Raw genomic sequence first — 12,618 nt, 5'->3', positions numbered from 1 at the left:
GACCGCCGCGCGCCTACGTCCAGCCGCCGCTCTGGAGGATGCGTATCGCGTCGACCCGGTTGCGGGCGCCCATCTTCCGTATGGCGGCGGCCATGTAGTTGCGGACGGTGCCCCGGGAGAGGTGCAGACGGGCCGCTATCTCGGCCATGGGCGCCCCTTGTGAGGCGAGGGACAGCACGCTCAGTTCACGGGTGGTCAGCGGCATCGCCGCGCCCTCCAGCAGGGCGACGGTGAGCGTCTCGTCGAGGAAGCGTTCACCCTTTGCGACCGTGTGCACCGCGGTGATCAGCCGTCGTGCCGGAGCGTTCTTGTCGACCAGCCCGAGAGCACCGCCGTCGAACGCCCGGCGGAGTATCCCCGGACGCCTGGCGGTCGTCAGCACGACGAGCCGGTCCCCGCGCTGCGCCCGGAAGGACGTGTCGTGCGTCTGCCCGGGACCCCACAGACAGTCGCCGTCCACGACCCACACGTCGGTCGGTAATTCGTCACGATCCGGCAGGTCGGCGCCGGGTGCCCGGGACGAGACCTCCAGCGCGGCATCGGATCTCAGCAGTTGCACCAATGCCGATCGCAGCAGTTCCTCGTCGTGCACCACGACAGTACGAACCATGTCCCCCACCTCTGGTCAGCGGCCGCGCCCGGGGCAGTCGGCCCTCGCCCCCCCCGAGCCACGGGCCATGTGCCCTGATCTGACCGGCGGGAACACGACACGTACGCACGAGCGAACCGCACCGGACGCAATGCGCCGCCCCCCCAGGCCCCAGGAAGGGCACGGCGGCTGTGCCCGCCCGGCCGAAAACGACGGATTCGCACGCCCTCGCCCGGATGCCGGCGGTCCCCGCGGCACGCGTCCGCCGCTCCCCGCTCCCGCGTCGGCGGCCACGGCCGCTGGCCACAGGGGTGTGCGGCCGTCCGGGTCCCGCGTTCTCCGCGGAACCGGGCGGCCGGTGCCACGCGGGCACGCCGCTCGCGGTTCGGCCGGAAACAGTCAGCGCGCAATCTGGCGCGAATCCACGGTCGCCCGGCGCCCCGCGCTCATCGAAACGAACCCGTGCCGATACGTTGGTGCACCGATACGCCCGCGTACCGGTGAAGTGGCGCGGCGGCGAACGCCGGACACACCCGAGGACGAGGAGCGCGCACCATGACGTCGCAGGACGTGGACCGGCCCGGACCGGTCGGCACCTCGCGCCGCTCCAGGATCGCCCCGGAGCGCGAGCGGGAGTTCTTCGACGCCGTGCTCCACCAGATCCGGGTCCACGGCTAGGACGCGGTGACCATGGAGGGCATCGCCGCCGGCACCCCGTGCAGCAAGTCGACGCTGTACCGGCAGTGGGGAGGCAAGCCCCGGTTCGTCGCCGCGGCCCTGCGCTGCAGCGGACAGGCGCGGCTCGTACCGCTCTGCTCGCCTTTCGCCACGCAGCATTCTGGACCGGCCACGTCGGAAGGCACAGGCCGATGGCCGCCGCGCTGGGGCGGAAGAGGACGCGCGCAGCTTCCCTTGGGTGGAACGATCATGGGTGTGACTGGTGTGATCACGGCGTCGGAGCGTTCCTGGATAGCCCCGTTTACCGGGCTGAGCCCGCGAGCCTTCGGGAAGCTGGTGACCGTGCTGCGCCGTGAGGGTGCGGACGTGGTCCGCAAGGGCCGACCGTGGAGCCTCCCACTGGAGGACCTGGCCCTGCTGGTCGCCGCGTACCGGCGCACAAACCTGACCATGCGCCAGCTCGCCCCGCTGTTCGGGGTGTCCAAGTCGCGGCGGACCGGATCATCGACCACCTCGGGCCGATGCTTGCGCTCCAGCCCCGTCAGCGTTTCGCCAAGGACGCCGTGCTCATCGTGGACGGCACGCTGGTTCCCACCCGGGACCACACCATCGCCGAGCGGTCGAAGAACTACCGGTACTCCACCAACCGCCAGGTCGTCATCGACGCCGACACCCGGCGCGTCGTCGTGGTCGGTCGACCGCTCGCCGGGAACCGCAACGACTGCAAGGCGTGGGAAGAGTCCGGTGCCAAGGCGGCCGTCGGCCAGGCGACAACGATCGCCGACGGTGGCTACCCGGGCACCGGACTCGTCATCCCACAGTCGCAAGCGCGGCCAGGCCGAACTGCTGCCTGGAAAGAAGAGCGCAACCGGTCCCACAAACGAGTCCGGGCCCGGGTCGAGCATGTCTTTGCCCGCATGAGACCTGGAAGATCCTCCGCGACTGCCGCCTCAAGAGAGACGGTGTCCACCACGCGATGCTCGGCATCGCCCGGCTACACAACCTCGTCCTCGCCGAATAGGCCAACGAACTTCACCGTGATCAGCCATGCCCGAGGTGACCCGAAGATCATTTACGGGACAGCCCTTAGGTTGTGCGCATGGCCACGTTTAAGGACTTCAACTTCAAGCTCGTTGTTGTCGAGCAGCTGATGTACATCGATGAGACGCTCACGCCTCAGTTCTGCCTCGCTGACCTCCTGAAGGAGAAGGGGCTCAGCGACGCCCCTGGGAGTACGCGCAGCAGCGCGGCCTGGCGTACCAGGTTGTGCCCGAGGCACGCAGCTACTTCGCAGCACTGGAGATCAGCGAGGAACTCCTGGCCGACGTCGAGGAGCTGTGCATGGACGGCGGTAACCAGGTGTACCAAGAGTGCGCCCCGGTCTGGGACGGCGAGGACGACTTGTTCGACGTCGCTTCCCTCGACGACCTTGTGCTGCTTCCCAACCTCCGGCGCGTCCTCGGTTCCGAGTTCCTGGGCCCGGAGTTGCGGAGCGTCCTCAGCGCCCGCGGCATAGTCGCCGACTAGCGTCGCGAACGAGCGGCCTCGACCACAGGCGTGAGACCGAGCAGCAGCCAAGAAGGTGACGGGAGAGAGTGCGGCGTGGACACACCCGAGGACATTGCACGGGCCGTCGAGGAGGGCCTCAAAGCCAGTCAGAGAGGGGAGTCGTATCTGACGTGCCAGTACCCGCGGCCGTCCGCGCTGCGTACCGCGTGGATCAGCGGCTATTACGGCACTGCCCCAGGTGCTGCGCGCCAGTCGGCTGGCAGGGGCGAGGAACCCAGGGATCCACAGGAGGTGGCAGAGCGAGCCGCATGAGCGCACGCCACGACTGGTCCACTTCGGTCGCCTGCGGTTCTGGCCGCCGAAGCCGCCTTCCACAGGGCCGTGTTCACGGCCACCGATCTGGCGACGCGATACGGCACGGCTCCCTCGCTGGTGGAACACGACGGCGGGGGCAGCCCCTCATCCTGGACCCTGGCGGGAGCACTCCCGCGCTCGTGCTGATCGACGCCGTGACGGCCGCCCGAAGGCCAGCCGCGCTGCGGTCTGTAGCAGCGCGAGCGGCGGCCGTGCTGTGCTTCCTCGGCCGCCGAGGCAGTCGCCCGCCCGGCTTTGACCGGGGGTTCCACAGGCAGCGAATGCCGTCGAGCGGTGCGTCAACGAGCTCAAGCGGCGGCCCTGGCCAGACAGCGATCAGCTTGCCATCGACTTCGAGGCCGCACCCCAACTCGTTTGGCTGAAGGAACGTTCTCGTACTGCTCTATACTCGCTCACTCGGGCCGTGATGTTGGCTTCAGCCGAGTACCTACTGATGAGTAGTCAGTGAACCTTCCAGCGCTCGCCTCACCGCCCCGTCCGCACCGAGTGCGGCGCCTCGTTCACCGATGAACGGTGGAAGTCAACCGAACGCGTCGGCTGGGCGCTTCCCGGAGCCCCGCCCGTCCCTGTGCGGGGACTGCGGCCAGCGGTTCGTCACCGACGTTCAGCAACCGACGAGTCCTGGCATGAAGAGCAGGGGGCAGGGTGTGCCCGCACAGAGCGCCGGCGGCACCTGACTCTCCCGTTTCCGCAGCTAAGGCCACCGGACCTGGCTGTCAACGGCGGCTGCCGCGTCGAACGGATGGACCGCGACGACGAGCAGCTGATGCGCCGCCAGATCTTAGGTGTATTGATCACGACCACCCGAGCTCGCTACCGGACCAGGATTTCGTGAGGAGGCGCAACAGGACCACCAACCCGAATCGGGCAACGGGCGGTCCTGTTGAGGCACTGGTACCCGGCCAGGTTCGGCGTGGCGAACAGCACGCTCAGCCCCGCGCTGTAGATACCAGGCGATCCTCATCTGCATGTCGACGGCGCCGGACGGGCCGGGAGAGACAGTGACCTGCTTGATGTGTGGGACTAGAGTGATCGGCGCTCTGGTCCGATCCCATCCAGCCGCAGTGAGGTCGCCATGGAGTCCCAGGAAGCACCCTCGGCCGGGTATGCCGAAGTTCGCGTCGTCGCAGCGTCGCCCGAGGACGCACGGCGGGTGGCGGAAGTTCTCCGTCGTTGCTTCGCTGCCACCGAACAGCGCAGTTATCCGGCGAACGGCGAGGGCGGTACCCGTCTCGAACTCACCGTGGACACCACCCGTGCGGCAGAGCCCGCCCGTTCGTGGCTGGAGTCCAGCCGTTCAACGAACGCGAGCCCGGCGGGACTGATCGTCCGCCCACCCTGTATCGGAACGGCGTACGGCCTCGACTCGGCTCAGGTCCGATCGTGTGCCCGGGCGAGGTGAGCGTTTGATGCGCCATCCTCACCTGCGTCGTTTCCATGTGCGTGTCACGCGAGGGATCTCCTCGTACGACAATCGGCCGACCAGCGCGCCGCCGAAGATCACGACTCCCACGCCGAGCAGCCAGGACTCGACGACCAGGACGGTTCCGACGGGTCCGTAGGCGACGGCGTTGGATGCGATCAGCGGCGAGAAGACGACGGCGGAGAAGACTCGCAGACCGAGCAGCCCGATCACCGTGGCCACGGCGCCCGGCAGGAGGGCGCGCAGCGGATCCGCCCGCCGAGCAGCAGGTGCTGGACCAGAGGAACAGGACGGCGCTCAGCGACGCGACAGCCCCGCCTGCCAGCGGTTGCGGCCGTAGCGTGGTGGTGGCCGAGGCGAAGAGGTAGCCGGTGAGGACGCCGAGCCAGACCACATGCCGCCACCTGGCCACCAGCGGCCGGCGGCAGGTCCCAGACCTTCTCGTAGCCGGTCTGCACGGCCGCCCCGAAGGCCAGGCCGAACAGGGCGAGGGCGGCGATACCGAACACGGTCGTGCTCCGCAGCGCCTGGCCGGCCGGGCGAACAACATCTCGACCTGCTCCCTGGCGGCCGTCGACACGCCGAGTCCCTCCCCAGCCACTGTGCGAACCCTCGCCGTGCTCGGATCGGCGGAGGAGACGATGATCAGCAAAGGCACCAGCGTGAGCAACCCAGCGCCGAGAAGCCCAGCGCACGCGACCCCAGTTCCAACTGCACACTCCGCCGCCAGCCACGTCCGACCGGCGAACGACTGACGGCGCGGCGCAGCCGCCCGAACGGAAAGGAACGGTCCGCGGCCTCGAGGGCTTTTCAGGCATGTCTGTCGATTACCACGGGCGATGCCTTCAACAGGTGAGGGCGCGACATGACGTTTCCCGACAGGCTGTCCCGGATGGACGAGCCCACCGGTCCGGGGGTCGGGACACGCGTCGGGACTTCCGGTGTCCCGGCCGTCCCGGTCCACAGCACCGGTCTGCGCCATCCTGCAACTGAAGGTGTCACCACGGTGGGTACGGGCACTCGGCGAAGTGCCCGTTTCCGGTACACCCCCACGCGAAGGGAAGCCGAAGGATGATCCAAACTGCGGACATCCGTGAATGGCGCGCCCACGACGTCGTCGACGCGGATGGCCACAAGATCGGCACGCTGGAGGCTGTGTACGTGGACACCAGCACCGACGAACCTGCCATGGGCACCGTTCAGGTCGGACTGCCCACCCGCCGCCATTTGGTCTTCGTCCCCTTGCACCGCGCGGTCGTCGGGCCGGGCTACGTCAAGGTCGACTACAAGCGGGCGCTGGTGAAGCGGTGCCCGGCGATCGGGACCGACGACGTGCTGCCCGTCGAGGACGAGGCGGCGGTGTTCGCGCACTACGGCCTGCCCTATCAGCCCGGTGCGAACGGTGAACGGCAACTCGCCCGACGCTGACCGAACCCGCCACCGCACCCACGGCGTCCGCTACTTCCACGGCTGCTACTCCGTCGGAGACGACACCCTCTGGGGCGTCAACCGCTGCAAGAAGGGAGCTGGCAACACCCTGGCCGCACTCAGGTCGATCCGCGCGGCCCGGCCGGACGGCGCCCCGATCTACGTCATCTCGGACAACCTCTCCGCCCACAAGGGCGACATGATCCGGCGCTGGGCGAAGAAGAACCGGGTCGAGCTGTGCTTCACCCCGACCTACGCGTCCTGGGCCAACCCGATCGAGGCCCACTTCGGGCCGCTGCGGCAGTTCACCGTCGCCAATTCCCACCACCGCAACCACACCGTCCAGACCCGGGCCCTGCACGCCTACCTGCGATGGCGCAACAAGAATGCCCGGCACCCCGACGTCCTCGCCGCCCAGCGGAAGGAGCGTGCTCGCATCCGCAGCGAGAAGGGCCTGCGCTGGGGCGGACGACCAACGAAAGTCGCGTGACCTCGATCAGGGCACCGACAACACTGGCGCCATGACCGATGATCGTGAGGCTCTGCAGGCCAGCTGGAATCAGACCCATGACCACCTCGACGCCGCCCGAACCCACCTCACACACCTGCCGGACATCGATCTCTCAGCGACGCTGGAGTTCCTGGAGCACAACGAGCTGGGACTCGCCTTCGACTGCCTGGTCGATCTCGGTGACGACCTCGACCTGCCCCTCAGTTTCTGGCAGCACTTGGACCGAGCGGCTCGTGAGATGCGGCTTTACAGCGATGCGCTGCACAGGCCCCACCTCACGGCTGCCGACTTCTGCCGCCGTCACCTCGCCGCTGCCTCCGAGCAGGAATGATCCGCCAATCCGGCGAACCTTCCCGGTCAGAGCACTAGTGGCCTGCCGTCGCACGTCCCGCACCGACGAAGGCCACGAAGAAGTCGTGGGAGACGTGGCTGCGTGCTCACATCGATCCCGCGTGGCGGCCGGGGGAGTGGGACAGCGCCGGATGGCTGTTCACCGGAGACCTCGACTACCCGCGCACCTCGTCCTATCGCAGCCGGGACTCAGAGCTGGAATTCGGCCGGGGACAGCCCCAGCGTCGCGCAGGCCTCGCGCAGGACCGCCGCCTCTGCCTGGGAGAAGTGGCCGTCGGCACCGGCGATGATCATGCCGGTCTGGATCACGGCGCGGGCCTCGGTGGGTTTCTTGGCGGCCTTGGCGATCTCCTGCATGGCCTCGGCCTTGCCGTGCTGGAGGTTCATCGTGAGCTGGTCGACGTGCTTGTTGAAACGCTGCCGCAGCTGCTCCGGCGGGAAGTTCTGGAGCACGTCGTTGCTGAGGATCATCGACTCGACCTGCTGCCGCTCGGCCGGGTCCACCTGTCCGTCGGCTGCCGCGACCAGCGCGCACACCGCCATGCTCGCGTCCCGGTAGGCACCGCTCTTCAACTCGGTCTTCAGCGAGCCGAGCTGCGTCTTCAGCACACCGATCAGCTGGGCCTTGCTGCCACCGCCGGACCTCGTCCCCCCGCTCTGCCCACCGGTGGCGCCACGCCCGCCCTGATTCTGCTGGAGAGCCTTGGCCTGGTCCTTGAGCTTGTCCCAGACTGCCATTGAGTCACCTCGGTCATCGTCGGAAGTCATGTCGCGAACCCGCTCCCGCGCGCTCACTGGCCCAACGCCCGCCCCCGGGCAAAGGTTCCGTAAAACGCGCACCTCTCTCATCACCTGTTTCTCGGCGCGCGACACGGTGATTGCCCGCACCCGGTGATCGGGTACGGGCAGTCGTGGTGACGCGAGGTGGCAGTCGTGGTGATTCCTGGTTTCAGCCGCGGTGACGCCGCGTCACGCGTCGTGGCGCGAGCGGAGCTTCAGGCGCGGGGCGAGGCGGAATGCCGCGAAGCCCGCCGTGGTCAGGGCCGCGGCCGCGGCGAGGAGGAGGCGGATGCCACCGGTGGGCTAGGCAGGGGACGGCCGCAGGTGGTGCAGGCACCGGTCCAGAACCTCAGCAGGTCTTGAAGAACGTCCAGGACCTGGTAGAGGGTCAGGCCGGTGTGTGGGCTTTTGGGTCGAGCCGCCCTCGAAGTGGTCCAGGCCCAGGCCGTGCTTGAGTGTTCGCGGTAGTCGTGTTCGATCCGCCAGCGCATCTTCGCCCACCGCACCAGGTCGCCGGTCGACGCGAGGCTGCCGCTGTCGAGGTCCGTCGACTGCCGTCCGTGGTCGAGGAGCCGGTGCCGCCGGTCGTGCCCGAGGTGCTCGTGCTGGGCGTCGGGCTCGGGGACGCCGAGGGCTCGTCACCGGCGACGACCTAGACCGCGAGCTGGGTTATGGCGTCACCGACCGACGCGGTGCCCGTGCCCCTCACCGGCGGTCAGGGTCGGCGCCGTGGCCTCGCCCGAGTCGTCGGTCCTGACGCGGACGTCCTGCTCGCCGTCCTCGAAGCGGGGGCGTCGTCGCTGTCGTCCTCGACGCGGAACTCGACCTCCGTGCCGGCCGGCGCTGTGGCGCTCGACCTGATCAGGCGGGCCTGGAGGGCCTCCGCGGAGTCCTGGCCCTGTTTGGCCTGCTGGTCGTCACCGCCCGCGACGGTCACGGTGTAGGACGACTTCTTCATCTTCACGGTGAAGACCGTCGAGGCGCCGCCGGCCTCGGCGCGGACCGTGAACGTGCGTTCCTTGTCGGTGCCCGCCTGGAGCGGCGCGGCCCCGGGCGTCGGTCGGCACGGCCGGCTCGGTGGTGTCGGCGCCCTCGCCGATGCCGCCGCGCACCGGCTCGTCGGAGGCCCGCCAAAAGAGGTCGTTTTCGGCCGGGGCCTGGGTGCGGTCGCCGCTGAGCAGCCGGGTGCCGGTCACCCGGTTCGGGTCGACATAACTGCTGCCGCCCGCGCCGCTGCCGGCCACGCCCCGGTCTTCGTCCGTGCCGCCGTCACCGCCGCCTCCCACGTAGCCAGCGCCTCCGCCTTCGCCGCCCGTACCGTCCTTGCCGCCGCGGACGCGTCGGCGCCGGGGAGCCGTTGCCGCGCCCGCGCCGCCGGTGGGACCGGCCGCGCCCTTGCCGCCGCGCTCCAGCTTGGTGCCGTCCTGGCCGCGCTCGCCGCCACCGGGGCCGCCCTGGCCGGACTCCGGGCTGCCGTACCCACCGCCGCCACCACCGGTGCGGATGAGCAGCGGCTTGCCGTCGCCGGTGCCGACGCCGTCGTCTTCTTCGAGGGCATCGGCGTCGCCGACATGGAGGCCATCCTGAACGACCCGCGGTGGGTGGAGTGGCGTGGCGGCCCAGCCCACGAGTTCAGCGGCGTCCTGGGTCTGGCGGCCAAGGCTGCCGTCGACGGCGGTCATGCGGACGTGGTCACTGGTTTCCGCACCGAGGTGATCGAACGGGCGCATGACGGCCGCCTGATCCTGGTCGGTGAGGGCGGCTGCCGCCTGGACCCGGTCGACGAGGTTGTCGTGCTGACCGGCTTCCGCCCTGATCTGTCTTTCCTCGGGGAACTCCGTCTCGGGCTCGACGAGCGCCTCCAGGCGCCCGTTGCGCTGGCTCCGCTGATCGATCCGAACCAGCACTCCTGCGGGACCGTCTACCCGCACGGCTACCGTGAGCTCTCCCATCCCGAGCAGGGTGTGTATCTGGTCGGGATGAAGTCCTACGGCCGTGCCCCGACGTTCCTGGCGATGACCGGTTACGAGCAGGTCCGCTCCGTGGCGGCGGCGATCGCCGGTGACCTGGAGGCGGCCGACCGTGTGGAACTGACCCTGCCCGAGACGGGAGTCTGCGGCGGCGCCGGGCTGTTCGACGCTCCCGACGCTGCTGAGAGCGACGGCGGCTGTTGCGCGCCTACTCCGCAGCTCGTCCAGTTCGGCGTCCCCGCCGCGGCCAAGGCGGCGGCTGCCGAGGAGGCTCCGGCGGGCGGCTGCTGCGGCTCGTGAGCGACCTGGACACTCCCGTGGGTGGGGCCGCGACCGGAACAGGGGACCGGTCGCGGCCCCGCGCCGTCCTGCCCGCCCTTCGTGTCACGCAGGCCGTGGAGCGCGGCGGCTCCACGCGCCAGGGACCGGGACGGTGGGGACGCCGCCAGCGGTTCCGGTCGTCGTACGGCAACGCGGCATCGCCGGCTGGTCACGCCCCAGGGAGCCGGCGCTGTGCGATGTCTGCAGCGGCAGGGCCTCCGCCGCCTCCTTGCCCTCGTGGCCTCCGCCGTGGGCCCCGGCCTGGACGGCCAGAATCGTGGGCTGCTGACATTTCCGCCTATGGCCTGGACATCAGCGAGCCGGAGACGATTCGCGGAACGGGTCGGGGGCAACCGCACCTTCATGAGTCACGGTGCGATAGTGCAGGCCGCCTCAGAAAGCGACGGCGGCAGCCCGGTGTTCGTCCTGCTCTTGTGTTTCTTCCTGGTCATGGGGGTGGTCCAGGTCGTACGCCCTCAGTTGCTGTGGAAGGCCAACAGCCGCCTCCAGCGGGGCTGGGTGAGAAACCCCGAGGCGAGTGAGCCCACAAGCAAGGGCTACGCGATGAACCGTGTGGTCGGAGTGATCTTCTTGGGCTTTGTCATATGGATGCTGGTTCAGCAGTTCTGACCCCGCCCGTGTCACCGTCCCCGCAGCCGATCGGATCTGGCGCGGTGCTGGCTTGGCATGTTCTGGGGTAGGGCTCTCTCGGCCGACTTCGCGATCATGCGAGTCCACCAGCAGGTTGCCGGAGCCCGTAGGAAGAGGCCCCGGCCGGTGATCCGGACGACCATGCCGTCGGCGGGTTCCGTGGCGGACTGACCTGCAAGATCCACCTGCCGGCGAAAGCGGGTCCTGCCCCATGGCCTTCCTGTTCACGCCGGGCCGGTGGGCGACGCCCCGCAGCTGGTCGAGGTCCTGGACCGGATCCGGGTTGCCCGCCCGCTGGGCGGGCGCCCCCGAACCAGGCCGGGCCACGTCAGCGGCGACAAGGCATTCAGCTCCCGCCGAAACCGTGGCTACCTGCGAAGACGCCGCATCCGGCACACCATCCCGGAGCCGAAGGACCAGCGGGCCGACCGGCACCGCAGGGGCAGCGCGGGCGGCAGGCCAACCGGCTTCGACCGCGACCATTACCGACGCCGTGACGAGGTCGAGCGGACCATCGACCGGCTTGAGGACTCCCGTGCGGTCGCGGCCCGTTATGACAAGGGGGGCCTACGTCTTCAACAGCGCAGTTACCGCCGCTGCGATCCGGCGCTGGCTCCGTCAGTGATCCGCCGGACAGAACCTACTAACCGCTGTTCCGGTGTTCTCTGAGGCCGGAGTTCTGCGCCGAGTGTGGCTGGTGGGTGCAGGGCTGCCACCAGCAGAGTTGAGGAACTGAGGGGCGGGCGCCGCTCGCCGATGTCGAGTTCCGGGGTTCATTCCGAGGGGGCGTGCCGGTTGTGGCGCGGCGGATGGGCTCGGGAGTGGGTGCCCGCCGTGGGTCGGCGAGCGGGTTTCCGGTGCAGCGGCTTCTGTCAGTGCTGTGCGGGCCCGGTCTGTGGAGGTGTTTGGGAGGGCCAGGGGTTGGGTGGAGTGGCGGGGGCTGGGAAGGTTTGCCCTGCGCCGTAGGGTGCCGAGCTGATGGGCGCCGCGCCAGGGGGTGTTGGTGCGAATGAGGCTGGGGCGGTTGACGGTGAAGTCTGGTCCGGGTGTCTCTTGCGGGCTCCTACCGCGACGGAAACGCCCGCGATTTCCAGGGCGATGCCGGCCATGCCGAGGAGGATCGGAGTGTGCAGGCCGTCCTCGGTGCCGCAGATTTGCACCGGTTCCTGTCCTATTTTCGTGGCTCGGCACTGCCACCCTGTGGCGTCGTCCATGTCCCATAGGGCGGCATAGGCGAGTAGGGCGAAGCCGGAGAGCATCAGGGCGATCTGCAAGGTGCGGGCTATCGGTGACATGGGCAGTCACCATAGCGGCCTGGGTGGGTTCTTCGGGCGCTGTCACGTTGGCTGGCCGGACTGCCGATTCAGGCGCCCAGCTTCCGCGGCTGGTTCTTTCTGGCCTTCGCCGGCGATCCGTTCGACATGTTTCCCCGGGACCTGAAGGTGTCGTTCGCGCTCGTAAAACTGCTTGGCGGCCTGGTTGGTAGTTCATGGCCCATTTGTCGGTCTGCGTGCGGCGCGGTTTCGGTCTCGTCCTCGGTGGCGGGCTCGATTCCGAGGATTTGTTCGTACATCCGCTGCTGCACGGTGGTGAGCTGGTCCCCGGCGAGTCGCACCGACTGCACCCACCGTCCGAGAACCTCGACCTGGTGCAGAACCTGGCGAAGAACACCTGCGCCGTCACTCACTGAGGGCCTTCGTCGACCACGGGTCGGGTGGAGCCGGAGAGCCGGTCGCCGCGCTGCTCGGTTCCGGTGGTGTGTTCGGCGCAGCGAGTCATAGCGAGGGGGGTGTCTGTCTCCCTTGTTGGGTGGTTGGTGCCCTCCGGGCCGGGTCGGGCCGGGTGGTTGTGGGGGGTGGTGTGGCCGGTTGGCCGGTGTGTGCTGGGTGTGCGGGTGCCGGGGTGTCGTGGGTGTTGGCCGGCTGCGGGTGTGCGGGTGCCCGGGGTGCTGGCTGGCGGCTGGTCGGTGGCTGGTGGTGCTGGGTGGCTGGCCTGTTGGGTGGCGGCTGGGTGGGGTGCCGGGGTGCTGGTC

11 protein-coding genes and 6 pseudogenes are annotated in these 12,618 nt (G+C 69.3%); 13 read left to right on the top strand and 4 right to left on the bottom strand.

The genetic code is table 11. The features are described from left to right. Positions 1 to 13: 13 nt before the first annotated feature. Positions 14 to 610: a response regulator transcription factor gene (locus tag F3L20_RS19090; RefSeq protein WP_150155399.1), complete on the bottom strand. Its 597-nt coding sequence runs from the start codon at positions 608 to 610 to the stop codon at positions 14 to 16. Between the two features lie 534 nt (positions 611 to 1,144). Here F3L20_RS19090 and F3L20_RS19085 point away from each other — a divergent pair. The 6 genes and pseudogenes from F3L20_RS19085 to F3L20_RS34785 all read left to right on the top strand — a co-directional run. Further along, positions 1,145 to 1,387, top strand: a pseudogene (locus F3L20_RS19085) (TetR/AcrR family transcriptional regulator); the annotation flags it as partial. A 135-nt stretch (positions 1,388 to 1,522) separates the two neighbouring features. Then, positions 1,523 to 2,288 (top strand): annotated as a pseudogene (locus F3L20_RS19080) (transposase). Positions 2,289 to 2,366: 78 nt separating this feature from the next. Next, a pseudogene (locus F3L20_RS35695) lies at positions 2,367 to 2,426 on the top strand (DUF6892 domain-containing protein); the annotation flags it as partial. Between the two features lie 107 nt (positions 2,427 to 2,533). Continuing rightward, entirely contained in the window at positions 2,534 to 2,794 is a 261-nt protein-coding gene (locus tag F3L20_RS34790) for a DUF6892 domain-containing protein (RefSeq protein WP_240810699.1), read from the top strand. 30 nt (positions 2,795 to 2,824) lie between these two features. Beyond that, the gene (locus tag F3L20_RS35470; RefSeq protein ID WP_346768029.1) at positions 2,825 to 3,088 is read left to right on the top strand and encodes an Rmf/CrpP fold protein; all 264 of its coding nucleotides are present in this window, start codon (positions 2,825 to 2,827) and stop codon (positions 3,086 to 3,088) included. 1,138 nt (positions 3,089 to 4,226) lie between these two features. Continuing rightward, positions 4,227 to 4,553: a hypothetical protein gene (locus F3L20_RS34785; protein WP_240810698.1), complete on the top strand. Its 327-nt coding sequence runs from the start codon at positions 4,227 to 4,229 to the stop codon at positions 4,551 to 4,553. 18 nt (positions 4,554 to 4,571) lie between these two features. Here the strand turns inward: F3L20_RS34785 and F3L20_RS35690 are convergent. Continuing rightward, positions 4,572 to 5,342 (bottom strand): annotated as a pseudogene (locus F3L20_RS35690) (ribonuclease BN). Positions 5,343 to 5,645: 303 nt separating this feature from the next. On the opposite strand from F3L20_RS35690, the gene F3L20_RS19055 reads away from it, so the two are divergent. The 3 genes and pseudogenes from F3L20_RS19055 (at position 5,646) to F3L20_RS19045 (ending at position 6,844) form a co-directional block, all read left to right on the top strand. Then, on the top strand, positions 5,646 to 6,002 hold the full coding sequence (locus tag F3L20_RS19055) for a PRC-barrel domain-containing protein (protein WP_150155397.1): 357 nt from the start codon (positions 5,646 to 5,648) through the stop codon (positions 6,000 to 6,002). Positions 6,003 to 6,006: 4 nt separating this feature from the next. Beyond that, positions 6,007 to 6,492, top strand: a pseudogene (locus F3L20_RS19050) (transposase); the annotation flags it as partial. Positions 6,493 to 6,523: 31 nt separating this feature from the next. After that, complete coding sequence (locus F3L20_RS19045; protein WP_150155396.1) at positions 6,524 to 6,844, top strand: MafI family immunity protein; 321 nt, start codon at positions 6,524 to 6,526, stop codon at positions 6,842 to 6,844. Positions 6,845 to 7,053: 209 nt separating this feature from the next. Here F3L20_RS19045 and F3L20_RS19040 read toward each other — a convergent pair whose 3' ends face one another. After that, on the bottom strand, positions 7,054 to 7,602 hold the full coding sequence (locus F3L20_RS19040; protein WP_150155395.1) for a tellurite resistance TerB family protein: 549 nt from the start codon (positions 7,600 to 7,602) through the stop codon (positions 7,054 to 7,056). Positions 7,603 to 8,359: 757 nt separating this feature from the next. Beyond that, positions 8,360 to 8,608, bottom strand: coding sequence for a hypothetical protein (locus tag F3L20_RS19035; protein ID WP_150155394.1), 249 nt, complete (start codon positions 8,606 to 8,608; stop codon positions 8,360 to 8,362). Position 8,609: 1 nt separating this feature from the next. On the opposite strand from F3L20_RS19035, the gene F3L20_RS35685 reads away from it, so the two are divergent. The 4 genes and pseudogenes from F3L20_RS35685 (at position 8,610) to F3L20_RS35460 (ending at position 12,276) form a co-directional block, all read left to right on the top strand. Beyond that, positions 8,610 to 9,914: a flavoprotein gene (locus tag F3L20_RS35685; protein ID WP_431193165.1), complete on the top strand. Its 1,305-nt coding sequence runs from the start codon at positions 8,610 to 8,612 to the stop codon at positions 9,912 to 9,914. Positions 9,915 to 10,172: 258 nt separating this feature from the next. After that, positions 10,173 to 10,565, top strand: a complete 393-nt coding sequence (locus tag F3L20_RS34775; protein WP_240810697.1) for a DUF6199 family natural product biosynthesis protein — start codon at positions 10,173 to 10,175, stop codon at positions 10,563 to 10,565. Positions 10,566 to 10,664: 99 nt separating this feature from the next. Next, positions 10,665 to 11,211: pseudogene (locus F3L20_RS19015) on the top strand (IS5 family transposase); the annotation flags it as partial. A gap of 864 nt (positions 11,212 to 12,075) precedes the next feature. Continuing rightward, a complete protein-coding gene (locus F3L20_RS35460) occupies positions 12,076 to 12,276 on the top strand; it encodes a hypothetical protein (protein ID WP_167534556.1) in 201 nt (66 codons plus the stop codon). Positions 12,277 to 12,618: the final 342 nt, after the last annotated feature.

The organism is Streptomyces tendae, from assembly GCF_008632955.1.
Lineage (GTDB): Bacteria > Actinomycetota > Actinomycetes > Streptomycetales > Streptomycetaceae > Streptomyces.
This window is presented reverse-complemented; position numbering and strand designations above follow the sequence as displayed.